General features: G+C 33.0%; 27 protein-coding genes and 1 pseudogene. 21 read left to right on the top strand and 7 right to left on the bottom strand.

The annotated features are described in order from the left end of the window. Nucleotides 1-20 precede the first annotated feature (20 nt). Nucleotides 21-1019 (top strand): alpha/beta hydrolase, encoded by a 999-nt coding sequence (locus ACYIAQ_RS06665; RefSeq protein WP_483563106.1) that lies wholly within the window; start codon nucleotides 21-23, stop codon nucleotides 1017-1019. 184 nt (nucleotides 1020-1203) lie between these two features. Here the strand turns inward: ACYIAQ_RS06665 and rlmD are convergent, their stop codons facing one another. Then, nucleotides 1204-2580, bottom strand: coding sequence for a 23S rRNA (uracil(1939)-C(5))-methyltransferase RlmD (gene rlmD, locus ACYIAQ_RS06660; RefSeq protein WP_483563105.1), 1377 nt, complete (start codon nucleotides 2578-2580; stop codon nucleotides 1204-1206). Between the two features lie 123 nt (nucleotides 2581-2703). Between rlmD and recX the strand changes: the two genes are divergently transcribed. Together recX and ACYIAQ_RS06650 are read left to right on the top strand one after the other, a co-directional pair. Continuing rightward, nucleotides 2704-3519 (top strand): recombination regulator RecX, encoded by an 816-nt coding sequence (gene recX, locus ACYIAQ_RS06655; protein ID WP_483563104.1) that lies wholly within the window; start codon nucleotides 2704-2706, stop codon nucleotides 3517-3519. A gap of 8 nt (nucleotides 3520-3527) precedes the next feature. Beyond that, nucleotides 3528-4007 carry a hypothetical protein gene (locus tag ACYIAQ_RS06650; protein ID WP_483563103.1) on the top strand — a complete coding sequence of 160 codons (480 nt, stop codon included), beginning with the start codon at nucleotides 3528-3530 and terminating at the stop codon, nucleotides 4005-4007. A gap of 3 nt (nucleotides 4008-4010) precedes the next feature. Here ACYIAQ_RS06650 and ACYIAQ_RS06645 read toward each other — a convergent pair whose 3' ends face one another. Further along, entirely contained in the window at nucleotides 4011-4472 is a 462-nt protein-coding gene (locus tag ACYIAQ_RS06645; RefSeq protein WP_483563102.1) for a hypothetical protein, read from the bottom strand. 100 nt (nucleotides 4473-4572) lie between these two features. Between ACYIAQ_RS06645 and ACYIAQ_RS06640 the strand changes: the two genes are divergently transcribed. Further along, the gene (locus ACYIAQ_RS06640) at nucleotides 4573-5442 is read left to right on the top strand and encodes a hemolysin family protein (protein ID WP_483563101.1); all 870 of its coding nucleotides are present in this window, start codon (nucleotides 4573-4575) and stop codon (nucleotides 5440-5442) included. Next, complete coding sequence (locus tag ACYIAQ_RS06635) at nucleotides 5442-7013, top strand: peptide chain release factor 3 (protein ID WP_483563100.1); 1572 nt, start codon at nucleotides 5442-5444, stop codon at nucleotides 7011-7013. The genes ACYIAQ_RS06640 and ACYIAQ_RS06635 overlap by 1 nt, the downstream gene beginning before the upstream one ends. A gap of 359 nt (nucleotides 7014-7372) precedes the next feature. Here ACYIAQ_RS06635 and ACYIAQ_RS06630 read toward each other — a convergent pair whose 3' ends face one another. Continuing rightward, nucleotides 7373-7654: a DUF1827 family protein gene (locus ACYIAQ_RS06630; protein WP_122018168.1), complete on the bottom strand. Its 282-nt coding sequence runs from the start codon at nucleotides 7652-7654 to the stop codon at nucleotides 7373-7375. A gap of 113 nt (nucleotides 7655-7767) precedes the next feature. Beyond that, entirely contained in the window at nucleotides 7768-9933 is a 2166-nt protein-coding gene (locus ACYIAQ_RS06625) for an ATP-dependent Clp protease ATP-binding subunit (protein ID WP_483563099.1), read from the bottom strand. A 189-nt stretch (nucleotides 9934-10122) separates the two neighbouring features. Here ACYIAQ_RS06625 and ACYIAQ_RS06620 point away from each other — a divergent pair, with 189 nt between their 5' ends. The 6 genes from ACYIAQ_RS06620 to ACYIAQ_RS06595 all read left to right on the top strand — a co-directional run bounded on the left by ACYIAQ_RS06620 (nucleotide 10123) and on the right by ACYIAQ_RS06595 (nucleotide 14748). Beyond that, on the top strand, nucleotides 10123-10305 hold the full coding sequence (locus ACYIAQ_RS06620; RefSeq protein WP_483563098.1) for a hypothetical protein: 183 nt from the start codon (nucleotides 10123-10125) through the stop codon (nucleotides 10303-10305). A 114-nt stretch (nucleotides 10306-10419) separates the two neighbouring features. After that, nucleotides 10420-10686 (top strand): phosphocarrier protein HPr, encoded by a 267-nt coding sequence (locus tag ACYIAQ_RS06615; protein WP_046306433.1) that lies wholly within the window; start codon nucleotides 10420-10422, stop codon nucleotides 10684-10686. After that, nucleotides 10686-12419 carry a phosphoenolpyruvate--protein phosphotransferase gene (gene ptsP / locus ACYIAQ_RS06610; RefSeq protein ID WP_483563097.1) on the top strand — a complete coding sequence of 578 codons (1734 nt, stop codon included), beginning with the start codon at nucleotides 10686-10688 and terminating at the stop codon, nucleotides 12417-12419. The genes ACYIAQ_RS06615 and ptsP overlap by 1 nt, the downstream gene beginning before the upstream one ends. Before the next feature lie 192 nt (nucleotides 12420-12611). Continuing rightward, nucleotides 12612-13010: a transcriptional regulator SpxA gene (gene spxA, locus ACYIAQ_RS06605; protein WP_122017932.1), complete on the top strand. Its 399-nt coding sequence runs from the start codon at nucleotides 12612-12614 to the stop codon at nucleotides 13008-13010. Nucleotides 13011-13112: 102 nt separating this feature from the next. Further along, nucleotides 13113-13817, top strand: coding sequence for an adaptor protein MecA (locus tag ACYIAQ_RS06600; RefSeq protein WP_483563096.1), 705 nt, complete (start codon nucleotides 13113-13115; stop codon nucleotides 13815-13817). Between the two features lie 199 nt (nucleotides 13818-14016). Beyond that, a complete protein-coding gene (locus ACYIAQ_RS06595) occupies nucleotides 14017-14748 on the top strand; it encodes a competence protein CoiA family protein (RefSeq protein WP_483563095.1) in 732 nt (243 codons plus the stop codon). Here the strand turns inward: ACYIAQ_RS06595 and ACYIAQ_RS06590 are convergent. After that, nucleotides 14723-15148, bottom strand: a complete 426-nt coding sequence (locus tag ACYIAQ_RS06590; protein WP_483564044.1) for a DsbA family protein — start codon at nucleotides 15146-15148, stop codon at nucleotides 14723-14725. The two genes, ACYIAQ_RS06595 and ACYIAQ_RS06590, sit on opposite strands and share 26 nt — an antisense overlap. Nucleotides 15149-15415: 267 nt before the next feature. After that, nucleotides 15416-16042 carry a CYTH domain-containing protein gene (locus ACYIAQ_RS06585; RefSeq protein WP_122017936.1) on the bottom strand — a complete coding sequence of 209 codons (627 nt, stop codon included), beginning with the start codon at nucleotides 16040-16042 and terminating at the stop codon, nucleotides 15416-15418. A gap of 251 nt (nucleotides 16043-16293) precedes the next feature. On the opposite strand from ACYIAQ_RS06585, the gene yjbM reads away from it, so the two are divergent. The 5 genes and pseudogenes from yjbM to ACYIAQ_RS06560 all read left to right on the top strand — a co-directional run bounded on the left by yjbM (nucleotide 16294) and on the right by ACYIAQ_RS06560 (nucleotide 19196). Next, complete coding sequence (gene yjbM / locus ACYIAQ_RS06580) at nucleotides 16294-16923, top strand: GTP diphosphokinase (protein ID WP_483563093.1); 630 nt, start codon at nucleotides 16294-16296, stop codon at nucleotides 16921-16923. After that, entirely contained in the window at nucleotides 16923-17729 is an 807-nt protein-coding gene (locus tag ACYIAQ_RS06575) for an NAD kinase (RefSeq protein ID WP_483563092.1), read from the top strand. Before yjbM ends, ACYIAQ_RS06575 begins: the two co-directional genes overlap by 1 nt. Further along, nucleotides 17713-18627 carry an RluA family pseudouridine synthase gene (locus tag ACYIAQ_RS06570; protein WP_483563091.1) on the top strand — a complete coding sequence of 305 codons (915 nt, stop codon included), beginning with the start codon at nucleotides 17713-17715 and terminating at the stop codon, nucleotides 18625-18627. The genes ACYIAQ_RS06575 and ACYIAQ_RS06570 overlap by 17 nt, the downstream gene beginning before the upstream one ends. Before the next feature lie 78 nt (nucleotides 18628-18705). Then, nucleotides 18706-18855, top strand: a pseudogene (locus ACYIAQ_RS06565) (ATP-binding cassette domain-containing protein); the annotation flags it as partial. A gap of 41 nt (nucleotides 18856-18896) precedes the next feature. Then, nucleotides 18897-19196, top strand: a complete 300-nt coding sequence (locus ACYIAQ_RS06560; protein ID WP_122017941.1) for a nucleoside triphosphate pyrophosphohydrolase family protein — start codon at nucleotides 18897-18899, stop codon at nucleotides 19194-19196. A gap of 289 nt (nucleotides 19197-19485) precedes the next feature. On the opposite strand, the gene ACYIAQ_RS06555 is transcribed toward ACYIAQ_RS06560, so the two are convergent. Further along, nucleotides 19486-19782, bottom strand: a complete 297-nt coding sequence (locus tag ACYIAQ_RS06555) for a ClpP family protease (protein WP_483563090.1) — start codon at nucleotides 19780-19782, stop codon at nucleotides 19486-19488. A gap of 374 nt (nucleotides 19783-20156) precedes the next feature. On the opposite strand from ACYIAQ_RS06555, the gene ACYIAQ_RS06550 reads away from it, so the two are divergent. The 5 genes from ACYIAQ_RS06550 (at nucleotide 20157) to ACYIAQ_RS06530 (ending at nucleotide 23911) form a co-directional block, all read left to right on the top strand. Then, nucleotides 20157-20306 carry a hypothetical protein gene (locus ACYIAQ_RS06550; RefSeq protein WP_483563089.1) on the top strand — a complete coding sequence of 50 codons (150 nt, stop codon included), beginning with the start codon at nucleotides 20157-20159 and terminating at the stop codon, nucleotides 20304-20306. Nucleotides 20307-20498: 192 nt separating this feature from the next. After that, a complete protein-coding gene (locus tag ACYIAQ_RS06545; RefSeq protein ID WP_483563087.1) occupies nucleotides 20499-20987 on the top strand; it encodes a hypothetical protein in 489 nt (162 codons plus the stop codon). Nucleotides 20988-20995: 8 nt separating this feature from the next. Further along, nucleotides 20996-22081, top strand: coding sequence for an ATP-binding cassette domain-containing protein (locus ACYIAQ_RS06540; RefSeq protein ID WP_483563086.1), 1086 nt, complete (start codon nucleotides 20996-20998; stop codon nucleotides 22079-22081). A 664-nt stretch (nucleotides 22082-22745) separates the two neighbouring features. Further along, nucleotides 22746-23342, top strand: a complete 597-nt coding sequence (locus tag ACYIAQ_RS06535) for an NAD(P)H-dependent oxidoreductase (protein WP_483563085.1) — start codon at nucleotides 22746-22748, stop codon at nucleotides 23340-23342. 203 nt (nucleotides 23343-23545) lie between these two features. Next, nucleotides 23546-23911, top strand: coding sequence for a hypothetical protein (locus ACYIAQ_RS06530; protein WP_483563084.1), 366 nt, complete (start codon nucleotides 23546-23548; stop codon nucleotides 23909-23911). Nucleotides 23912-24071: the final 160 nt, after the last annotated feature.

The following is a 24071-nucleotide window of genomic DNA, read 5'->3' as shown; positions in this document are numbered from 1 at the left end:
ACTCTATACAATTCAAAAAAATGTTATACTATTCGATATTTGAATTAGAAGGCGGATTATCATTGAAACACTTAAAGCATCGAAAAATTTGTTTTTCATTAATTGGTCTTGTATTAGTAACACTGTTACTTTTCATCGGTGCGGGTTTTTATTTTTTTAAACTTGCTTGTGTTCCGGGACCTAAAAGTTTTCTGAACTCATCTAGTAAAACCATTAAAAAATCGGATCCACTATATCGAGAAAAAACTTGGTTTAAAAAAGTTCATAAGCAAAAATGGTATATAAGTTCGGCCGATCATCGATATCGGTTAGATGCTAATTATATCCCAAGCAATAGTTCTTATAAGACCGCAGTTATTTTGCCAGGCTATATGGATACTAAGGAAGATATGGGTGAATATGACGCACTTTTTCATCAAATGGGTTATAACACCTTAACTCCAGATCCTCGTTCTCAAGGTAAGAGTGAAGGAAAATATATTGGTTATGGGTGGCCAGAAAAAGATGATGTCAAAAAGTGGATCAATCTGTTAATTAAAAAAAAGGGCTCTAAGCAACAAATTGTCGTGTATGGCTTGAGTGCGGGGGCGGCAACGACAATGATGGTTAGTGGACTTAAGTTGCCTAAACAGGTAAGAGCCTTTGTGGAAGATTGTGGTTATACAAGTGTTAAAGACGAAATAGAACATGAAGCTCAAGTTCTTTATCATATGCCAGCTTTTCCCCGTTTTCCGTTAGTCGAAATTTTGAGTGGCATTAATAAACTTAAGGTAGGCTACTTTATGAAAGATGGATCTAGTGTCAATCAACTGCATAAAAATTATCGTCCAATGTTGTTTATTCATGGAAATTGCGATACTTTTGTTCCGACAGATATGGTTTACACTAACTATCAAGCGACAAAGGGGCCCAAAGAATTATGGGTGACGTCTAAAGCTAAACATGCGAAGTCGTTTGCTGATCACCCACGAGCTTACCGTAAACATATTGAAACTTTTTTGGATAAGTATATCAAATAAAGGCTAAAACAATTGCAAATGTTCACCTAAAATTGATATGAAGAATTGTGGTAAAGGTAATATTGATATCAATAATTTTTATCTTTATAATTTATCTTGCTAAAAATGTAAAGCTTCAAGCATTCTGCTTGAAGCTTTTTAGTAATAATAGTCTTTAAACTAGGACTATTATTACTTGATCAAATCATCTTAAAGTTAACTTGACGATGCATTCACAACGTGGTGTTTGTGGTAACATGTCAATGTTTTCAATTAAGCGAACATCGTAACTATCGCTTAATAAAACAAGATCTTGTGCTAGTGTTGAAGAATTGCAAGAAATGTAAACAAAAGTTTTGGGTTTGATTTTAAGCAAAGTCTTGATTAAACTTTTAGCTAGACCAGTTCTTGGTGGATCAACAATTAAAGCATCAACCACAATCCCATTATGTTCAAGTTCTGGCAGAATTTTTTCAACGCTTCCTTGAATATAATTAGCATTCTTAATATGGTTCAGTTCAACATTGTGATTAGCATCTGCAACGGCTTCCGGAATGGATTCGATTCCAATGACTTGTTTAACACGCTCAGCAGCCAGAATACCTAGCGTACCAACCCCACTATATGCGTCAATTAAGGTATCATCGGCGGATAAATCTAAAAACTTTAAAGCATGAGAGTACAAGGTAGCAGTTTGAATGGGATTTAATTGAAAAAACGCTCGCGGAGAAAGCGCAAATTTTTTGCCTAAAATTTCATCGATAATTTGATTTTTTCCCGCTAATTTAACAGTTTTATTACCCCAGACTTGAGGGTTATGCCAATTTGTTTCATTTTGATAAACACTAACAACATCGGTTAGATTCATGATTTGCTTACTTAAGGCTGGCAAATTTTTAATAACATGACCGATAGTAATTAAAGTAACTTGAATTTCTTTGGTGGATTGCGCCTGACGGACAACAACTGTTTTTATACCATCTAAATGGCGAAAAGGATCGGCGATTGGCACATGCAGTTTTTCAATTAAATGCTTAATTTGCCGCTCGGTTTTCTGAGTTATTTCACTTTGTGTCGGCATTAATGGTAAATCTTGCAGTTTATGAGTATTGGGTGTAAATAACCCGAGACTGATTTGATGACGGTGCTGCTCAATTTGATATTGAGCTTTGTTACGGTAGCCCCATTCATCTGGAGCTGGAATGGTGGGTTTTACTTTATATTTGTTATATCCTCGAGGATGAAATTTTTTAAGCGCTTCGAGAAGATTATCACGTTTAAATTCAAGTTGTTTAGCGTAAGAGAGGTGTGCTAATTCTAAACCTCCTGTTGCTGGATTAACACCTTGAGGAAATGGTACTCGATCTGGACTCTTTTCTTTGATACGCACTAATTCGGCTTGAATATAGTGTGGAAATTCTTTAATAATTTTGGCAACAACCACTTCGTTAGGTAGTGCTCCAGGAATAAAAATTATTTTTTTGCGATAGTAACCGATTCCTTCACCATTAATTCCAAGGCGCTTAACTGTAATAATAACGTCTTTTTCTTTTGTTTCTTTTTGATTTAATTTGTTAGACATAATAATTCTTTCTACAATAAATGGTAATGTTAATAATTAATTGTACTACTTAAGAAAACTTTTTAGCAAGAAGTAGAGAAATTTGCTAGCATGTAAATAAACAAAAAAGAAAGGTGAACCGTAATGGCAATTATTACTAAAGTAAGCAATCAGAAAAGGCCTGGTAGATATAATATCTTTTTAGATGGTCAATATGCCTTTTCTGCAAGCGAGCAGACTGTTGCAAAATTCTTACTGCTAAAGGGGCAGGAATTAGCACCAGAAAAAATACACCAAGTTAAACAATATGATCTTGACGCTAAGGCAACAAATTTAGCATCAAACTATTTGAGTTATGAACCACGTACAATTTATGAGGTTTTACAATATTTAAGTAAACACAATATTGATGAAGAATCTGCTCAAAATGCAGTTAATCAGCTCAGTGAAATGGGATTTTTGGATGATCAAAAATATGTTGCACTAGCTTTGAGTCAAAATTTGCGTATCGGAACCGATGGTCCCGCCAGTTTTTCGCAAAAGATGCTTCAAAAAGGAATTACCTCAGAAATTGTTCAGTTACAATTGGCCAAAATTAGCGATGACCAGTGGCTAGATGCTGGTACACGGGTTATTAAATCAATGAAAAATCAGGTAGGTAAGTTAGCACAGCGTGAATTAGAAAGGAAAATGCGTACCAAACTATTTAGTCACGGCTTTTCGAGTTCATTGGCTGACAGCATCATTTCTAAAATGAATTTACAACTAGACCAGTGCCAACAACTTGAAGCTTTAAAGAAGCAAGGTATAAAAGCTTATAAACGCTTTCGACGTTTATCGCAAAAAGAACGTGAAATTAAAATGCGCAATTACCTTTATACTCATGGCTTTAGCAGTAATGAAATAGAATCTTTTATTGCTGGCGAAATTATTCCGCTATCTGAGCTTGCTAAATATTAGGAGAAAAAATGAAAAAATCACAAGAAAAAATTATTTTTATTGGCCGACCATTTGCAGATCAATTAATGGATGAGCAGCGAACTTATACCCAATCTAATATAGAAATGGAACAAGATGAGGTCTTTCAAGAATTTTTGGCTATAAATCAACTAACAAATAATCGTAGTAATTTAATAATTTTTGGTCCTGAAAATTTTATGTATTGGTATGGTGTAACTGTTACTAATCAAGTGGAGGTTCCACAAGGACTAATGCAGTTTGTTCTTCCCCAAGCTGAAGTTGCAATCGAAGAAATTCCTGATCAAAATTTGTCGCACTTTAGTCAACCATTAAATTCAGTTTTACCGCTATTTTTTCAAAAGATTAGTAATCAGGGAATTCCAATTTATGAAAATCCAGGAGATAGTAGTACGCCCTATTTTCTTCAAGAACTAAATCTTATTACAAAAAAACTGACCCAGATGATGTATCTTAAGGCCAGTAATTAAAATTTAATGTTGGTTAGGATCAATTGAAAGGTTATCGTATTCTACATAGGCACCTAAACAAGTCGATAAAAGCATGATTAAAAATACAATACCAACAGATTTGCCAACAATTTGATCCAAAGTCAGAAAGTGGCGAATGACAAATGTCGCCATATAACATAAGATAAAGTCCAAAATCATATTAGCGAAGAGCAAAAAATAGCGCCGGCGAATGCTAAAAAAGCGTAACAATTGCTTAAATATACCGTCATTTACTTCTACAGCAAGTAAGTCAACGGGACGCTGAATTGTGGCTTTAATTGCAAACATAATCAGTGCGCCGACAAATGCCCCAATTGCGGTTCGAAGTAGATCACCCGAATGCAAAACTAAGGCATTATAACCAATGCCGATGATTGTTAGACTGCATATATAAGGAATTAACAATAAAAAAGTAAAAACAAGTAAAACATGACTTTTTTTCATGGAGAAACCTCATTTCTTACGAGCTATTGTAACATATATGATATGTACATGATATAATGTTATTACTTAACGTGTTATTTTGAGAAAGAGAGAAACAATTATGGCAAGCGACCCTGCTAAGGGGAATTTATTTCGACGATTTAAGAATAAATTTTCCCCTTCAAGCGATGAAGAAACTAAAGAACATTTAACAAAAGAAATAAAAATTTTACATGATCATCAAAAAATTAGTGATGCAGAATTTTCAATGTTAGATGGAGTTTTGGATTTTCAGGGACGGGTAGTCCGTGAAGTAATGGTACCCCGAATCGATGCTTTTATGGTAGATTGCTGTGAGAGCTTTCAAACTAACTTGAAAGAAATTTTACGTGAGCCATACTCAAGGATACCGGTTTATAATCAAGATAAAGATAAAATAGTTGGTGTAATTCATATTAGAACAGTTTTACGTAAGGGCTGGGAAAAAGGCTTTGATAAATTAACTTATGAGGATGTCATGAATCCCCCCTTATTTGCACCAGAAACAACCGATTTAGGTGAATTGTTAGTTGAAATGCAACAAAGTCAGCAACAACTTGCTATTTTAACGGATGAGTATGGAGGAATTGTGGGTCTAGCAACCATTGAAGACTTGATTGAAGAAATAGTTGGCAACATTGATGATGAGGTTGACCATACGGAAGTGTTGTTTAATCAGGTAGCTCCTAACAAGTATGTTATATATGGTAAAATGCCTCTAGATGAATTTAATGAACAATTTGGTACTGAACTTCAAATGGAGAATGTTGATACAGTAGCGGGATTTGTAATTACTAAATTGGGCATTATTCCGGCAAAAGGTGAAAAATTATCTGTTAAACTAGATAACGGTATGATTCTAACCACCAGAAGAATGATTCGTTCAAGATTACAGACGGTCTTATTAACAATACCAGAAAAAACGAATAAGGAAGAAGAGCAAAAGAGTTAATGAGTGAACAGCTTTTAGATAATGTTAAAAAAAGAAGAACATTTGCAATTATTTCTCACCCGGATGCAGGAAAAACAACAATAACTGAGCAAATGCTTCTTTTCGGTGGTGTGATTCGTAATGCCGGTACTGTTAAGGCGCGAAAAACTGGTCATTATGCAACTAGTGATTGGATGGAGATTGAAAAACAACGTGGGATCTCGGTCACTAGTTCTGTGATGCAATTTGAATATCAAGGAAAGAGAATAAACATTCTTGATACTCCAGGACATGAAGATTTTTCTGAAGATACTTATCGGACATTAATGGCTGTCGATTCTGCAGTAATGGTAATTGATTCTGCTAAGGGAATTGAACCGCAAACAAAAAAATTATTTAAGGTCGTTAAGCAGCGCGGTATTCCAATCTTTACTTTTATGAATAAACTAGATCGAGATGGGCGCCCGCCTTTAGATCTAATTGCTGAGTTAGAAGATTTATTGGGAATTGAGGGCGTAGCTATGAATTGGCCAATTGGTTCTGGTCAAACCCTCCAAGGATTATACGATATTACAAATAATCAAGTTGAACTGTATCATCGAGAAGGTAAACAGCGTTTCTTAAAGCTGAATAATGACGGAACACTGCCAGTTAGTGAAGCTTTCGCGCAAAATCCTCAGTTTCAGGATACATTGGGTGAGATTGAACTGATCAAAGAAGCTGGTAATGTTTTTAACTTGGATAAAATTCTGGCTGGTAATCAAACTCCCGTATTCTTTGGCTCGGCATTAACTAATTTTGGTGTTGAAACTTTTTTGAAGAGTTTTGTTAAGTTAGCGCCAGCACCAGAAAGCCATCAAATTAATGATGGTCAGACACTTAAGCCTGAAGATAAAGAATTTTCAGGATTTGTTTTCAAGATTCAGGCGAATATGAATCCTCATCATCGTGATCGTATTGCTTTTATCAGAGTAGGTAGTGGTGAATTTCAAAAAGGTTTAGACGTTACTTTGGCAAGAACTGGTAAGCAAATTCGTCTTAACAATGCGACTGAGTTTATGTCGAGCGAACGTGTACAAGTTTCTGACGCTGTTGCAGGTGATATCGTCGGCTTATATGATACTGGTAATTTTCAAATTGGAGATAGTATCTATGCAGGAAAAAGTAAAATTGTCTATCAACCTCTTCCTGAATTCACTCCCGAATTATTTGTTCGGGTTAATGCTAAAAATGTTATGAAACAAAAATCATTTCACAAAGGAATGACTCAATTAGTCCAAGAAGGTGCAGTACAGCTTTATCGTAATTATCAAACTGATGAATATATTTTGGGTGCAGTTGGTCAATTGCAATTCGAAGTATTCAAATTTAGAATGAAGAACGAATATAATTCAGAAATTGAAATGACAAATATCGGTCATCGAGTAGCGAGATGGATTGATCCCAAGCAGTTGGATCCGGCAATGTCAAGCAGTCGAAATCTTCTTGTGAAAGATCGCTATGATCAACCACTATTCTTATTTGAAAATCAATTTGCTGAAAGATTTTTTCAAGATAAGTATCCTAATATTAAGCTGACCGAAAAATTATAATAAAAAAAGGCTGGAAAATTTTAGTATAGGAATTTAACCATCTTAAATTTGGTTGCTTTTGCTTTAAAGCATAAAATCACACATAATTTTTGATGTATATTACTGTTTCTAAATGGGTATATGTACAAAAATAAGTAAATGATTATTATTTAGTAAAGATATAAGTATTTACTCTATTATAAGTTATTATTAGTATAAAAGTGAAAGAAGCTGAAGAGCCTAAGAGATATTGTAAAATGTTATTCTATTCAAAAAAAGGTAATACAAATTAAAAATATACGATAATACTTTAAGTCTACAAAAAATAAGCCATGAAGTTTAAACAACTTTCATGGCTTATTTTAAAATATGTCAACAATTTACTTGTCAATATGAACTTCGATTACTCGCTGGCTTTTATCACAAGTCAAGGTATATGACACAGGTTTTTCTTTTACTAAACGCTTGATAACAAATTCGGTTTCTTCTTTACGTACTCGGCGAGAGTGGTTTTCCAAGACAACCCCAATTGCATCATCGCTTTCGGTATATATAACTGAGGTATTGCCTAGAGAATAAACCTTTACATAGTTGACATTAGTAGAATTAAGTTGACTATGTACTAATTCTCGATAACTATTGGTTACATCTATTAAGTGCATGGCATTCACCTGTTTCTTCTGATAGTTTTCTTTTTGCTATAATTACACCACCTATTTTAACATTTTTCTCTAATAAAAAACATCTCAATATTAGCTAATTTACTTATCGTAGATTATTTTGCTGTTTCTTTTTGATGAGTAATGACAATATTATTGTTTTCAATGCTTGCTAAAAGATTTTTAGCAGTAGGGTGATCAAGTTTAAAGTCAGCTACTTTGTCTTCTATTTCTTCCTGAATGGTTCGACGCAGAGGTCGAGCACCCATAGCTGGATTGTAACCGTCATCAACCAGTTTCTTTTTGGCATCATCAGTAACAGTAATTTGTAATCCTTGATTTTTAACCATACTGTTAACATCATTTAACATTAAGTTGACGATTTTGACTAAATTGTCAACTGATAACTCATTAAATTCAATGACATCGTCTAACCGGTTTAGAAATTCAGGTTTAAAAAATTGACTCATTGAGTTTCGAGCTGATTCGGGTTTATTACTATCATTTTCAGCCGTAAAGCCCACGCTTGTGTTTTTAATTCCTTGTCCAGCGTTTGAAGTCATAATAATAATTGTATCTTTAAAGGAAACCATCCTACCTTGCGAATCAGTTAATCGACCATCATCTAAAATCTGTAAAAATAAATTCATTACAGAAGGATCTGCTTTTTCGATTTCATCCAAGAGAATCAAACTATACGGATTACGCCGAACTCGTTCGGTTAATTGTCCAGCTTCTTCATATCCAACATATCCAGGAGCTGAACCGATTAATTTAGATACTGAATATGATTCCATATATTCCGACATGTCAAAACGAATCATTGCGTCTTCTGAACCAAACATTTGCTTGGCCAATTGTTTAGCCAATTCGGTTTTACCTACACCAGTTGGTCCAACGAAAAGAAATGAGCCAATTGGTCGACCAGATTTATTAAAACCAATTCGATTTCGACGAATAGCACGAGCTAATTTATCGACAGCTTGATCTTGACCAATTACATTAGCCTTTAAGTTAGCAGCTAAATTTTGAAGTTGGTTTTCTTCTTGCTTTTGTAAATCTCCAACTGGTATACCAGTTTTTTCTTCCACAATTTTATTCATGATTTTGCTTGTGATAATAGGAGATTTATCAGGATCAACATTTTGATTCTTCATTTTATTGTATTTTTCAATTTGATCACGGTAGTAAGCAGCTTTTTCGTAGTCCTCATTTTTAAGTGAATCTTGCTTTAATTGTTGGGCTGCTGCGATACGTTCTTGCATTTTTTCTTTATCAACATAAGGAATGGTAAGATTCATTCGAGAGCCGGCTTCATCGAGCAAGTCTATGGCTTTATCAGGTAAAAAGCGATCTTGAATATAGCGTTCGGATAATTCTGCAGCTGCTTTAATAGCATCATCAGTGTAATGAACATGGTGATAATCCTCATAACGTTTTTGAATTCCTTGCAGAATTCGGATAGTTTCTTTAACAGAAGGTTCCTTAACGTCAACTGGTTGAAAACGCCGTGCTAGAGCGGAATCTTTCTCAATTTCACGATATTCTTTTAAGGTTGTAGCACCAACTAATTGTAAATCACCACGAGCAAGGGCAGGCTTAATAATGTTGCCTGCATCCATTCCGCCTTCAGCATTTCCCGCTCCAACAATTTCATGTATCTCGTCGATAAACAAAATAATATCTTTATGACTTTGTAATTCTTTAATCAGCTGCTGCATTCTTTGTTCAAATTGACCGCGGATTCCAGTTCCTTGAACTAATGAAACAACATTCAATGAAACAATACGTTTATCCTGTAATTTAGCTGGAACGGAGCCATCAACTATTTGTTGGGCCAAACCTTCAACAACTGCTGTTTTTCCGACACCGGCTTCGCCGATTAATACTGGGTTATTCTTAGTTCTTCTATTTAATATTTCAATTACGCGGGCAATTTCTTTATCTCGTCCAATGACGGGATCAATTTTCCCTTTCTTAGCAAGTGCTGTTAAATCTGTACCATATTGATCTAGTAATGAACGACCACCAGCGCCATTATTAGAATTTCCCTTGTCCATAGTTGGTTCATCAGCGTTTTGACCGTTAGGATTATTAAAATTATTAAATGGATCACCAAAATCAGAGAATAAACCATTGATATTATTATTCATATTGATGTTTCCTTGTTGCTCTAGTTTTTGATAACATTGGCCACATAAATTAATTTCACGGCTCTGTCCATTAACCTTTGCAAAAAGGTGAATAGAAGCAGGTCGTTTTTGACAATTCTGACAAAGCAAATATATTACCGCCTTTCGCTTTAATTTACGTTTTCTAAATTATATAATTAGCACTCTTAATAATCAAGTGCTAAAGACTGAGATTTATGCCTAAGAATTTTGAAATATGCTACAATATTTTTAAACAGTACAGTAAACTTTATTATGATTTGCTAAGAAAATGTCAAATTAAAAGAAACGGTGGTATATTTGGATTACCAAAAAATTCTTGAGCAGTTAGCCGATGGACAACTTGAAAACTACAAAGTAGAGCCCAAGGAAGCCTTTGCCTTTCAATCTGCGCTAAGATCTTTTGGCAAAAGACAGAACATAACAGGAAAAGCCTTGAGAGGTGGGGGAATAATCTATACTTGTAAAAAGACAGAATTTTAATGATGTAAACTGTTACATTTAAGTTGTTTAATTTGCCAAAAAATGATAGGCTATTTACGGACAATAGGTAATTATTACCGATTTTATTTTTTTAAATTAAAGGAGATAATCATAATGGAAAAACGCGATTTTCATGTTATTGCTGAAACGGGAATTCATGCCCGTCCAGCCACTTTATTAGTACAAGCAGCTTCTAAGTTTGGTTCAGATATCAATTTGGAATACAACGGTAAATCCGTTAACTTGAAGTCAATTATGGGAGTTATGTCTCTTGGAGTTGGAAAAAATGCTGATGTAACGATTAGTGCTGATGGTGATGATGAAAAAGATGCCATTAATGCTATTTCGGAAACAATGAAAAAAGAAGGCTTAGCTGAATAATGACCAAGAAATTAACGGGAATTGCTGCTAGTGATGGTATTGCGGTAGCACCAGCCTATCTCTTGGTAGAACCAGATCTTTCGTTTTCTAAGACGAGTGTCAGTGATGTTGAAAGTGAACTTGCTCGTTTTAAAGATGCAGTTAAGGTATCAACTGCCGAAGTTGAAAAGATACGTGACAGTGCAAAAAAGAGTTTAGGTGAGGATGAAGCGCAAGTTTTTGAAGCTCACTTAATGATTTTAAATGATCCTGAATTCACCGGTGCAATTGAAACCGAAATTAAGGACAAAAAGATTAATAGTGAAGCTGCGCTTGATGAAACCGCTCAAAAATTTATTGCGATTTTTGAAGGTATGACGGACAACGCTTATATGCAACAACGTGCTGCTGACGTACGTGACGTTTCTAAAAGGATCATGGCGCATTTGCTAGGTAAGGAATTACCTAATCCTGCAACAATTGATCATGAAGTAATTGTAGTTGCACATGATTTGACACCAAGTGACACTGCTCAATTAAACAAAAAATTTGTCAAGGGATTTGTGACTGATATTGGGGGACGAACAGCTCACTCAGCAATTATGGCACGATCTCTTGAATTACCAGCGGTTGTCGGTACTGAATCAATTACAAAAGATGTTGTAAATGGTCAGACACTAGTTGTTGACGGCTTGAATGGTGATGCTGTCATTAAACCGAGTGATGAACAGATTGCTGATTATAAGCAAAAGAGTGAAGCCTTTTTAAAGCAAAAAGCTGAATGGGATAAATTAAAGAATGAACCATCAGTAACTGCAGACGGTAAACAGTTTACTATTGCTGCAAATATTGGTACACCAGCTGATATGCAAGGGGTTAATGAAAATGGTGCGGAGGCTGTTGGATTATATCGGACTGAATTCTTGTATATGAATTCTAAGGATTTTCCAACTGAGGAAGACCAATTCGAAGCTTATAAAGAAGTAATTGAAGGGATGAATGGTAAGCAGGTTGTTATCAGAACCATGGATATTGGTGGCGATAAGCACCTTGACTATTGGGATTTACCTGAAGAAATGAATCCATTCTTAGGAGTTCGAGCTATTCGCTTATCATTGCAAAATGAAGAAATATTCCGGACCCAATTACGTGCTCTTCTTCGTGCTTCAGCGTATGGTAAACTAGCGATCATGTTTCCAATGATTGGTACTTTGGGTGAATTGCGTAAAGCAAAGTCTATTTTAAACGAAGAAAAGACCAAATTAACTCAAAAGGGTACTAAAGTTGGTTCTGATTTACAAGTTGGAATGATGATTGAAGTTCCAGCCGCAGCTGTTTTAGCTGATCAATTTGCTAAAGAAGTAGATTTCTTTTCCATCGGTACAAATGATTTAATTCAGTATTCAATGGCTGCTGATAGGGGTAATGATAATGTTTCGTATCTTTATCAACCAGCCAATCCATCAGTTTTGCGTTTAATCAAACATACAATTGATGCAGCGCATGAAAATGGTATTTGGTGTGGTATGTGTGGTGAAGCCGCAGGTGATAACATTATGTTCCCAATTTTACTGTCAATGGGACTTGATGAATATTCAATGAGTGCAACATCCATTTTACGTATTAGGAGTTTGATGAAGAAACTCAATACTGAAGATATTAAGGAATTAGCTAACAAGGCTTGTTATGTTTCTGAAACAGCGGAAGAAAATGAAAAGTTAGTCAATGACTTAATGAAAGAAGTAAACAAATAAAGTTTTAAAGCGCATCAATATATTGATGCGCTTTTTAATATCTTTAAACTTTCTTGAAAAAAAAGTCATAAATTATTCACGTTTATTGCTTATCATTAAAGCATGACCAATTCACATAATGCTGCTTACTAAAAAGAAGTAGTGTGTTATAATAATACTATGCATAGTATTATTCAAAGGAGCGTGAAATATATGGTAAATTTATATATATCGCCAAGTTGTACCTCATGTCGAAAAGCTAAGGCTTGGTTAAAGAAACATAATATTGATTATAAAGAAAGAAATATTTTTTCAGAGCCTTTAACTAAAGAGGAACTTATCCAAATATTGAGAATGACTGAGAATGGTACAGAGGAAATAATTTCTACACGTTCAAGAGCATTTCAACAGTTAAAAATAAATCTTGATAATTTGTCAATTGATCAATTGTTAGATTTAGTTGAAAAGAATCCAAGCTTATTAAGAAGACCTATTATCATGGATGATCGTCGTTTGCAGGTAGGCTATAATGAAGATGAAATTAGACGCTTTTTACCAAGAAAAGTACGTCGCTTAGAACTCGAAGAAATGCAAAAGATTGCTGATTTATAAGAGAAAAATTTTAATAAAAGCGTTAGTATTTAAACTAACGCTTTTATTTTATCTGTAAAGTACGTTACAATAGATGTAAGTATTCGATGAAGGTGAGAACTCATGCAAGTAGATCATATTGACGAAAATACAATTCGCGTGAGAATTGATAAGGCGGAATTGGCTAGACGCGGACTTAAAGTTTTGGATTTGCTAGGGGATAAAGACCAAATACAGCATTTTTTTTATTCGATTTTGGATGAAATTGATACCGATCACTCTTTTAGCCAGGATGCACCTATTACTTTTCAAGTAATGCCTAATAACGGTGGGCTTGATTTGTTGATCACTAAAGTGACTGATAAAGATCGAGAAAGTTTATCACATCTATTTAATAATGAATCAAATATCAAAAATAAAATGGATCCACGGCGATCTTTTCTTGACTTGGAATCGGACTCAAATGAAGAAAAAATATCCAAAAACGAAGAAAATAACAATTCAACTGCGATAACTAATAGGTATGCTAACAAGCAGGCTTACAGCTTTACAGACCTAGATCAAGTTACTGAATTGGCTAATAGTTTACAGACAAATAATATGACTTCTAGTCTTTATTTTGAACACGGAAAATTTTATCTTGATTTGGCCTTTAAAGATGAAAATAAGGGTGAGTTGGAGCCAGGTGATGCTTGGGCAATTGCTAATGAATATGGTATCAAAATTAAGCCAGGAGAAATGGCTCGTGTTAAAATAATTGGCAAGTGTTTAATTGCTAGTGATGCCTTAATTCAACTGCATCATTATTTTAATGAACGCAAACATTAAGAAATTAATAAGAAAAAGACAAGCGGTATGCTTGTCTTTTTTCTTGCGTATTTAATCATAGGTGATTAAATTGTACACGGCATTATTAAATGATCAATTAGTTTTGGCAAGTAGACAAGCGGCTTTAATTAATAAAACTAACAGTATATTGAAAGCGCCACATTATTACTGCCCTAAATGTCATGAAGAAGTTCAACTGGTGTTAAAAAAAGAACATCCCTATTTTAAACATTGGCCTAAAAAAAATAATATGAAAGGAGAAAGGGTTGAGCATGCCCTTAGTAAGCAACTGCTGCAATGTGCACTAGCAAATGCAAACTTAGATGCCCAAATAGAGGTTCCTTTAGCTGGCGGTAAATTACGAGCTGATGTGCTGGCTAGTCCAAAGTTGGCCTTTGAAGTTCAATGTGCTCCCTTAAGCAGAGCAGAATTTACTCAACGTCATCGTTTGTATTGTCAAATTGGGATTACTGATATTTGGGTGGTTGGTAAACGTCATTTTTTACGAGAAAAAATAAAAAAGTCACAACTTATTTTCTTTCGTAGAAATAAGTTGTGGCATGACTATTATTTGGAAATTGATCCATATCAGCAATTTTTATCTTTAAAATATAATATTTTATTGGAGCCTATTACAGAGAAACTTTGTTATCAAACAAGTGTTTTTGACTTAAATGCCAATGGTTTGAAACAGTTATGGCATTTTAGACCGCTACTTAGAAATTATTTGATAGACCCAATATCACAAAAAAGTTATTTACAATTACAAATAATGAGAAAAAGTCGTAAAGGAATGCGTATCGCGGAATTATTGTACAAACTCAATTTAAAGCTTACTGATTTACCTGAGTGGGTTTTTACAAATTATCGAAGAGTGAATACTGTCGATAATGCTTTATTGTATCTCACATCAAATGAAGATGATTGGTAGGACAATAACTTTCTTTGATACAACCGTTATTGTTTAAGAGTGAAATCAATTTATCGTGGGCCAAATTACCTTCAAGCAGTATCCCATTATAATTGCCATTTTCATTAAAAATGATGGTTGTAGGAATATTACGAACATTAAATTTTTTAGCAAGTTCTTTGTCTTGTCGAATTGAATCATCGATGTAATTGCTAATCCGAGTGTCATTAATTCGATTTAAATTGATTTTTAAATCAAGTAGTACTTTTTCTCCCAATTCATTTGAATATTGATTAAAATTGTTACTTACAGCACATTGTAAATTAATCAAATAAGAACGTGCCTTTTTATTTCCATATTCAAATTTAATTGCATGATAACTGCGTAAAGTTTGATAAGAAGCCATTGTATATTGTGAAATATTGTTAACTTTTTGTCCGCTTTTTTTCTTCTAATGATATCTTCCTGTATAACTTTCGAGTTAATAATTGGAACAAAATGAAAACAGGAACTAATATTGAGTTCTTCGAGTGCTTCTTTAATTAAAATCTCCGTATCATAGCAATAAATACCGATGGGATTGATGAAGAGAAAAATCTCAAACATTGTCAAGTTCCTCCTTAATTAACTAAATTAATTAATACTTTAACAAATCTCTAGTTAATAAACAAAAAATATACTTTTATTCTTATATTTTAACACGATGTTTGAAAGCGCGTCCGATTTTTGATTGATTAGTATTTTGCGGAATTTCATTAATGTTATATTCTGATTTTAAATCTTTCAAAACAGTTGCGATTAATTTTGAGTCAGAGTTTTCAATTTCTAATTCAAAATCTTGGTAGCCATCGGGATAAATATTATTATCAAAGGTTAATTCACAATTTTGGGGGCCAATGGCCAGAATCCGCTGTGTCTTACTGTAAGTTTGTACATGTAATTTACAGTTTTTGCCAAAATGGGAATTTAAATAGTTGCCTACGTTTCCTTCAAAAGAAACTAATTGGGTTGCTTTTTTATCCACAGCTATTAAAGATTGACCTTTTGGCAAAGAAAGATAATCATTAATTTCAATTGCCTCGTGAAAATCTTGTTGAATTGGATTAGGGTTAGGTACTTTAAGAGTTTGTTCAGCGCGATCATTAAATAGGCGAACTCGGCAACTAATTCTTTTTGTTTGTAACAAGCCGTTATCTGTATCAAAATAATAGTTTTCTTGAGTAAAATTACTTTTATTAAAAAAATCTTGACATAATTTTTGATAAATTGACTTTGGAATAATAATTTTTGCTTCTATTTCGGTGTTTTCTGACATGAATTTGTTATTTTTCCCTTCACAAGATTAATTATTACATTTTATATTACTATAATATAAAATGATTTTTTAAGATGTTGTTAGTGTTAACTATTGTCTAACATTGTGCTAGGATAGTCAAAATATCAAGTTTTTTGTTGTTAAAACATTAAGTAAGTAGCAAGTGTGTAACGATAAATTTTAAATTATGAAATTGCTATCATCTATTTTATGTTAAAATGACTATGCTGTTTGAGAAAGGAATTATTTCTATGGATGTTGATTGGGATAATTTTTTATGGCCCTATGAAGAGGCTGTTCGTGAATTAAAGGTGAAATTTCGTTCTCTTAGGCAAAGTTTTTTAACTAAGGGAGAATTGTCACCAATTGAATTTGTTATTGGACGAGTAAAAAGCGTTGATTCAATTAAAGAAAAAATGAAACGCCGAATCATTAGCCCAGATGTAATTGAAACAGATATGCAAGATATAGCGGGAATTAGGATTGTATGTCAATTTGTTGATGATGTCTATAAGGTGGTTGATTTAATTCATGAGCGTGATGATATGGAAGTTATAGAGGAACGTGATTATGTTCAAAATGCTAAGCCATCAGGGTACCGCTCATATCATATGGTGATTTCCTATACTGTATATTTGCCTGAAGGTTCTAAAAAATTATTAGCTGAAATCCAAATTCGGACTTTAGCAATGAATTTTTGGGCGACGGTTGAACATACTCTCAATTACAAGTATCAAGGATCTTATCCAGATGATATTTCTGAAAGGTTAAAGTCAACTGCTGAAACAGCATATAGACTTGATGAAGAAATGTCATTAATTAAGGATGAAGTTCAGGAAGCACAAAAAGTCTTCATCAAAAATAAGGGTAAGGAAAATTAATGCGAATCACAATTGCTCATAATAATAATTCAGAAACATTAAAAGTAGTTGCGCATTTAAAGCAAGCACTAGAAAAGAAAACCGGATATGTTTTTGATGCTAAATATCCAGATGTGGTGATATCTGTTGGTGGCGATGGTACATTAATCAACGCTTTTCATCGTTATGAAAATCAGATTAGCTCTATCAGGTTTATCGGAATTCATACTGGGCACTTAGGTTTTTATACTGATTGGCATGGAGCAGAAATCGAAAAGATGGTTGATGCGCTCTTTTTAAGAGAACCAGAAACAGTTAAATATCCTTTGCTTGAAGTTGAACTTATGACAGAAGCGAGTGAACGTAAGCGTTATCTAGCACTAAATGAATCTGCAGTTAAGCAAATTTCGCATACGTTAGAAGCAAATGTTTATATTGATGATCAACTATTTGAAAATTTTCGGGGGGATGGTTTGTGTGTTTCAACTCCAACTGGATCAACTGGCTACAATAAATCGCTTGGTGGTGCAGTAATTCATCCTCAGCTCAAAGCTTTACAAATGGCAGAAATTGCATCAATTAATAATCGGGTGTTTCGTAGTTTATCATCACCGATTGTAATTGCACCAGATCAATGGATAACAATTGTTCCTAAGGCAGATAAATTTGTAATGACAGTCGATGGTAACCAGATTAATGTTTGTAATGCTAAAAAAATAATATATAGAATTTCTAACAAAGTAATTAGGTTTGATCGCTTTGGACATACTCATTTTTGGTCACGTGTTCAAAGTGCCTTTATTGGTGATAATGATGCCCCTGTATAAGATTATGGTTCAAAATGAATCGACAATGGAGTTGGGAGACTTTTTGTTAAAGAACGGGTTTTCAAAACAGGCAATCAATAACGCCAAAAATCGGAGTGGTATGCTTATAGTCAATCACAAAATAAGATATACTAATTACCGTTTGCATCAAGGTGATGAGGTTATCTTTGTTTCGGGAAGTGAGCTTTCTAATCCCTGGTTAAAGCCTTCTTATGAACGACTTGAGATTGTCAAGGAAACGTCAAATTATCTGATTATTGATAAACCTGCTGGCCTTTTATCAATTCCATCTCGTTTCAACGATAATGCTGTTGTTAACCGAGTTTTGGGATATTTTGAACAACATCAGATGTCTAGCCTTAAGCCTCACGTAATTACGCGTCTTGATCGTGATACCACTGGTTTAGTACTAGTTGGCAAGAATGCAATTGCTCATGGCAGATTTAGCAAACTTAACAAGCAAGATTTTATAAAAAAATATCATGCAATTGTGCATGGCAACTTTGCAAAAAATGAATTAACTGGTGTGATTGAGGCTCCAATTGGTAGGAAAAATAAAGAAGTTAAACGTAGTATTGACTTTGTTCATGGTAAAAAGGCAGTGACTGTCTATCGTGTACTTGAGCAAGTCCCGCAGGCAAGCTTAGTTGAGTTACGTCTTTATACTGGTCGTACTCATCAAATTCGATTACACATGCAATCAATTGGACATCCATTATTTGGTGATCCACTATATGGAATCAATGATCAGTTTGATAGACAAGCATTAAATTGTTGTTTTTTATCTTTTCCTGATCCATTTGTCAAAGGTAAACTTGTAAAAGTAAAAGCTTCTTTAGCAAAAGATATGCTTAAATTGTGGCGTCAACTAAGTTTAAATGATTTTACTGTAAAGTAAGGTTTTGGTAAATTGTAAAATGAAGTTGAACACTCGCCCTAATTAGAAAATGAAAAAAGTCCATAAGTTTCTTCAGGTGAAAAGCAGCAAATAGCTTTAGCTAGGGCTTTATTGTTAACTGACAAGTTTTTACTATTAGATGAGGCTACTTCTAGCAAAGTTAGAAATTATTTATTTTCCATAAATAGAGGCTTTATAGAAATAGCTCATGAATTAAATGAACAATAAAATTCCAGATATGACCAAGTTATTAATTTAGGTGTATAAAAATGATAATTGATACCAAAAAACTTCAGAAGGAAGTTATAGATAATAAAAAAAGACATAATTTTAATACGACAGATATCAAGTTTGAATTGCTGCTATTGTATGGCGAAGTAAATGAACTTTTTAAGGGATGGCTTAAGCAAGATGCTGACAATATAAACGAAGAATTAGCAGATGTTGGTATTTTTTTGCTGGGTATATCCGAAATGTTGGGAAGCGACTTAGGAAAGGATATTGTTGATAAAATCGAAATAAATAAGAACAGGATTTATAAAAACGGAGTAAAGGTAAGTAAAGAATAATATGAAAGCAAAAATCAAGTTAGATTTTTAACTTGGAACAAATTTTCGATGATAATGTAGTCACATTAACACTCCATGTTTTTTCTAAAATTTTGAGTCATATCAAAATGCGGCTTATTAATCTAATAGATACACTGTGGAAGCGGTTTAAAACAACTTGGACATTGGGGAAAAGCTCTTTGGTCAAGTCCACGTAACGTTATGTTTTTATGTAATTCGTCTAAACTCAATATTTTTAGAGGTCATGTATTTCGGAGCACCCATTTTTTCAATCATAACTGTTGCTATCTCATCGGCAAGAATAAACTTTGTCTACCAATCCTAATTCTACAGCCTTATTGGGACTAATATAGCAATCTCTTTTAATAGCGCGGTCTATTTCTTCAATAGTAAGGTTTGAATTTTTGGAAATTAAATTTGCAATTTTTGTTCTTACTTTTTTAATTTGGTTTGCACCAATTTCTATATCGCTTTGTTGTCTACTCATAGACCCTATTGGCTGATGAATAAGAAGCTGAGTATTTGGTAGGAGCGCTCTGAACTTACGCTCTCCTGCCACTAGTATCAATAATTGAAAATGCACCATTAACACTTCATCCTAAGAAATTAATGTAAATATTTATTGGGGCATCATCTTCAGCGTCCAAATATAAAAGCTGAGTAACCGTTAGTGTGGAAGATTCATATGTTATATCACCTCTTGTTTTATGTTACTTTTCATTTTTTATTTTACGAAATCGCTTGCAATAAAATGCTGACATTATATAATTAAAAGGAATGTTATAATCCAAACTTTCGGGAATAAGAACAATTTACAGCAGATCCTTCTAAAATATCACCTAAGAGTAAAATTGATGTAAAGAAAATAGGATCAAATATATTTACATTTGCTATTCATTTAAAAGTTACGAATATAGAAATATTCTATGCATTTCCAATTAAGTTAATAGGGAAAATGGAATGTCTAAATACGTAACTATTAGTTTTAAAATGAATAGAATGGCGTCACTACCATCAACAGCCATATTAAAGCAGTTTAACAAATATGTGAATGAAGTTAATCCTTTTACAAGTGGTGCAGCTTTAACTCAATTAATTGAAAAGGTATAGTGAAGACATCAATCAAGAAGATTTTAGAGAGATTATTGATTATTTAAAGACAAGTAGTGGATGGAACAATTCTGATTTTCAAACCTGGAGTCTTTTATTGAAACGTGCATTATCTAGTCTGGGTCATAACCTGCAAGAATTTGTTGAGCTTGAAAAGCAAAGCATGGGCAAGTCTAATTTGGATAAAGAAAAATGATTTGGAAATACTTAAAACGAGTAATCAAAAAAATTGGTATAAGCAAAATTGCATATTTTTCTATGTTTGTGCTTTTGGGATATATATTTTATTTTTCGCAACCTTATTTCATCACTAATTTGTTTTCAACAAATAAAAATGAAAGTAACAGATTAGTTAATTTAATAGCTCTGTCAGTTTCACTTATGACAATACCGTTTATTGATTATTTCAACAATACATTTATTCAGGCAGTTAGAAAATATTCTAAACAAGAACTATGGGAAGAGGTTACAAATAAACCTTTCAGCTATTTTTCAAAACATTCTGTAGGTAAAGTCCAAAGCTATATTAAGGACGTCTCTTTTGCCTGTCGCCAGTTGGAACAAAGTAGTTTAAAAATTATAATTCAAATGGCTGTAATGATAGTACTATATACCATCATGATTGGCATCAAAATATATTACTTGGTTTATTATACTTGGTTTTCTTCTCTGGTTATTTAGCAATCTCTGTGTGGATGGCAAAGCGTAATAGGAAAAACATATCTAATTCATTAAAAAGTGCATCCGTTGTAAACGAGTATATGATTGACTACTATCGAAATATTGAAACAATATCATCTAGTAATTCTGAAGAATATGAAAGTAATTACATGAACAGTATTCTTTCTAATGAGCAAAAATCATATCAATATGTTCAGAGTATTACAAATCAGGCTGCAATAGTGCAACAATTAATAATAGTTATTTTAGCTTGTATAATTGCATTAGTTGGACAACATATATTTGGAAGTAATAAAATTCAATCACTAACAGTCATTCTAATTTTATTATATTCTATTTTGAATTTATCTGGATTTGGTCCACAATATTTAGCTATAGAGGAATTATTAAATCGCATTCGAGCAGGCTTGTCTGAACTCGAATATGATGTGTCATCTGAGCAAAAAACAAATATGATTAAGTTTGATGATAACACGGACGAAGTAATAATAAGAGATATTGACTACTCATATAAAAATGATCAAGTAATTTTTCATAATCTAAACTTAACATTTAAAAAAAATAAAATGAATGCATTAACAGGAGAAAATGGCTCTGGGAAAAGTACACTTTTGAAACTTTTAAGTGGGTTTTTCACACCGAGTAAAGGTGAAATAATTTTCCCATTTCAGAATGCACCAAAATTAATGTATATCGCACAAGATGCTCCTTTATTTAACAGATCAATTTATAAAAATATTTGTTATCCTAGTTTAAAACCTAACATTGAAACAGTTTTGAACCTAGTTAAAGAAATCGGTTTAGATACTTTAATTCAAACTAAAGATGATTTAAATAATAAGACACCAGGAGATTTTAAAAATAAAATCTCCGGCGGTGAAGTCCAAAAAATTTTATTTTTGCGAGCGATTATTACTAAGCCGGATATTTTATTACTTGATGAATTTACAAGTAGTTTAGATGAAAAAGCTATAAATAAAGTCTATTTAATGATTAATAAATACTTAGATAACACAACAATTATAAGTGTCATACATAGGGTAGACGAATTATCTTATTATTCAAATATTGTAAATATAGCTCCAATTAAATAATTTTTTCTTTTTTCTTAAAATTAATCAACCAAAGTTGCGATTTTATTTTCAATGTTATGATAATTTGATAGCTATAATGGCTCTTTGCTTGATTACGGCTTGAAGTTTTTATGCTTGATACGAGCCCAAAAATGACTAAAAATGCGGTAGCCGTAAATCTGCTTGATCTGTGGTTGACTCCTTCTAGGCAGCCGTTAGATTGTTTGTCCTGGGTGGCGTGAGTAGGTCAGACAGATTGCCTTTAAAGATCTTGATAGGTTCTAAAAAATTGTCTGCAATTTGATCAAACTCTTTATTCATTTTTTTGCCCCTTGCCAAACGCATGTACGATAAAAATTATATCTTTACTTTACCAAAAAGCTCCACAGGTTCCAAATGTGAAGTTTTTTAATAGCACTTACTAGTCCTATTAGACGAAATGTCCATACTGGCGGCTAAAAGAATTTTTACCTTTTCAAAGTTTTTGAACATGACTATTTTTATGCGTTGTAATATAAAACATCCTCCTTATGGAGCCGATGTATAATTACTTTGATATATCTGGCAGTAAAAGAAAGCGAGGCAAGAATTATATTTTTTGTCTCTAGTATGCATACTGAAAAAATAAAAGATATTTTACATATTATCATATTATCAATAAATTTAGGACAAGAGAGATAAAGTAATGACAACAACAATAATATACGCACATCCTTACACAAAAAGCTTTAACCATGCAATACTTAATAAAGTTATAAAAGCGATGAGAGATAACAAAGAAGAGTATGTAGTTATAGACCTATATAATGATAAATTTGATCCAACATATTCTGCTAAAGAGTTATCTTTATTTAGTGTTGGAAAAACAATTGATCCTTTAGTTAGTAAGTACCAGAAGATTATTAAAAATACAGATAAAGTTATATTTATTTTCCCAATATGGTGGAATGATACTCCAGCTATTATAAAAGGCTTCATAGATAAGGTAATGAAGAAGGACTTTGCTTACAATGTAGGCAGTACTGGATTAATAGGAAATCTTAAAAATATAAAAAAGACGTTAGTTCTTACAACCTCGACTTCCCCGACATTTTATTTGAAGATGTTTTGTGGCAATGCTATTAAAGATGTTTTTATTAATAGTACACTTAAGCAGCTTAAATTTAAAAATCGAGTATGGAAAAATTTTGGTAATGTTGATCATAGTAGTATGAATAAAAGAAATGAATATTTGGGAAAAATAGCTAACTACGTAAGTGAATGGGTAGTGAAAAATAATTGAATAGAGTAGTTATAACTGGTTTGGAATAATTAAGCCCTTAGGTGATAATGTTACTTCGACTTGGAAAGCGGCTCACCTTTCCTCATACAAGAAAATTTGTTCCGTATATATAATAAACTCATTGGTGAAAGACAATCTTTATCTGATATAGTAGCAATAGTTGCTAAATGTTTTTAGGTTCAATATTCAGCAGATGTAAAATTTTGAAGTTGGCAGTTACTTATGGCAGTTTCAATTTTGTGTCTATTGGACATGTTAATTTTCTTGAAACAATTCTCAAAGAATGGAGTCAAGTTTTTGTTTTAATATTGCCAAACAATAATATTTGTAATCCCATTGTTTATCTTGATAAGGATACTAATGATTTTTTGAGCATGTGTAATGATTCTATTCAGAAAAAGAAGTTATTACCAATTGTTGATAGGGTTAATGCACTTTCTTTAGTGATTAAAAATAATCCCAAATTAATAGGTAAGGTACATATTGCGGTATTTTGTAGGCCAGATGCTAATATTTCTTTTTTTGATGCATGTTATCTAAAGAAAATTTTGATATCGTTTTTCCTCTAAATAACTCAACCAAATGGGATTCTTTAAAATATAAAAAAGGTAAATTGTAAAATGAAGTTGAACACTTGCCCTAATTAAAAAATGAAAAAAGTCCATTGGACTTCTTTGATAGAATGTAATTACCCAATCAATTCTAGAAAGAAGTTACCAATGAACTCGC

This window comes from Lactobacillus sp. X-49 (genome assembly GCF_057063645.1).
Note: the sequence above shows the minus strand (reverse complement) of the source record. Positions and strands in the feature narration are given on the sequence as shown.

Coding starts and splice junctions, on each gene's coding strand:
- ACYIAQ_RS06665 (WP_483563106.1), top strand. CDS start 21: ATGTTATACTATTCGATATTTGAATTAGAAGGCGGATTATCATTGAAA.
- rlmD (WP_483563105.1), bottom strand. CDS start 2,580: ATGTCTAACAAATTAAATCAAAAAGAAACAAAAGAAAAAGACGTTATT.
- recX (WP_483563104.1), top strand. CDS start 2,704: ATGGCAATTATTACTAAAGTAAGCAATCAGAAAAGGCCTGGTAGATAT.
- ACYIAQ_RS06650 (WP_483563103.1), top strand. CDS start 3,528: ATGAAAAAATCACAAGAAAAAATTATTTTTATTGGCCGACCATTTGCA.
- ACYIAQ_RS06645 (WP_483563102.1), bottom strand. CDS start 4,472: ATGAAAAAAAGTCATGTTTTACTTGTTTTTACTTTTTTATTGTTAATT.
- ACYIAQ_RS06640 (WP_483563101.1), top strand. CDS start 4,573: ATGGCAAGCGACCCTGCTAAGGGGAATTTATTTCGACGATTTAAGAAT.
- ACYIAQ_RS06635 (WP_483563100.1), top strand. CDS start 5,442: ATGAGTGAACAGCTTTTAGATAATGTTAAAAAAAGAAGAACATTTGCA.
- ACYIAQ_RS06630 (WP_122018168.1), bottom strand. CDS start 7,654: ATGCACTTAATAGATGTAACCAATAGTTATCGAGAATTAGTACATAGT.
- ACYIAQ_RS06615 (WP_046306433.1), top strand. CDS start 10,420: ATGGAAAAACGCGATTTTCATGTTATTGCTGAAACGGGAATTCATGCC.
- ptsP (WP_483563097.1), top strand. CDS start 10,686: ATGACCAAGAAATTAACGGGAATTGCTGCTAGTGATGGTATTGCGGTA.
- spxA (WP_122017932.1), top strand. CDS start 12,612: ATGGTAAATTTATATATATCGCCAAGTTGTACCTCATGTCGAAAAGCT.
- ACYIAQ_RS06600 (WP_483563096.1), top strand. CDS start 13,113: ATGCAAGTAGATCATATTGACGAAAATACAATTCGCGTGAGAATTGAT.
- ACYIAQ_RS06585 (WP_122017936.1), bottom strand. CDS start 16,042: ATGTCAGAAAACACCGAAATAGAAGCAAAAATTATTATTCCAAAGTCA.
- yjbM (WP_483563093.1), top strand. CDS start 16,294: ATGGATGTTGATTGGGATAATTTTTTATGGCCCTATGAAGAGGCTGTT.
- ACYIAQ_RS06575 (WP_483563092.1), top strand. CDS start 16,923: ATGCGAATCACAATTGCTCATAATAATAATTCAGAAACATTAAAAGTA.
- ACYIAQ_RS06570 (WP_483563091.1), top strand. CDS start 17,713: ATGATGCCCCTGTATAAGATTATGGTTCAAAATGAATCGACAATGGAG.
- ACYIAQ_RS06560 (WP_122017941.1), top strand. CDS start 18,897: ATGATAATTGATACCAAAAAACTTCAGAAGGAAGTTATAGATAATAAA.
- ACYIAQ_RS06555 (WP_483563090.1), bottom strand. CDS start 19,782: ATGGTGCATTTTCAATTATTGATACTAGTGGCAGGAGAGCGTAAGTTC.
- ACYIAQ_RS06550 (WP_483563089.1), top strand. CDS start 20,157: ATGTCTAAATACGTAACTATTAGTTTTAAAATGAATAGAATGGCGTCA.
- ACYIAQ_RS06545 (WP_483563087.1), top strand. CDS start 20,499: ATGATTTGGAAATACTTAAAACGAGTAATCAAAAAAATTGGTATAAGC.
- ACYIAQ_RS06535 (WP_483563085.1), top strand. CDS start 22,746: ATGACAACAACAATAATATACGCACATCCTTACACAAAAAGCTTTAAC.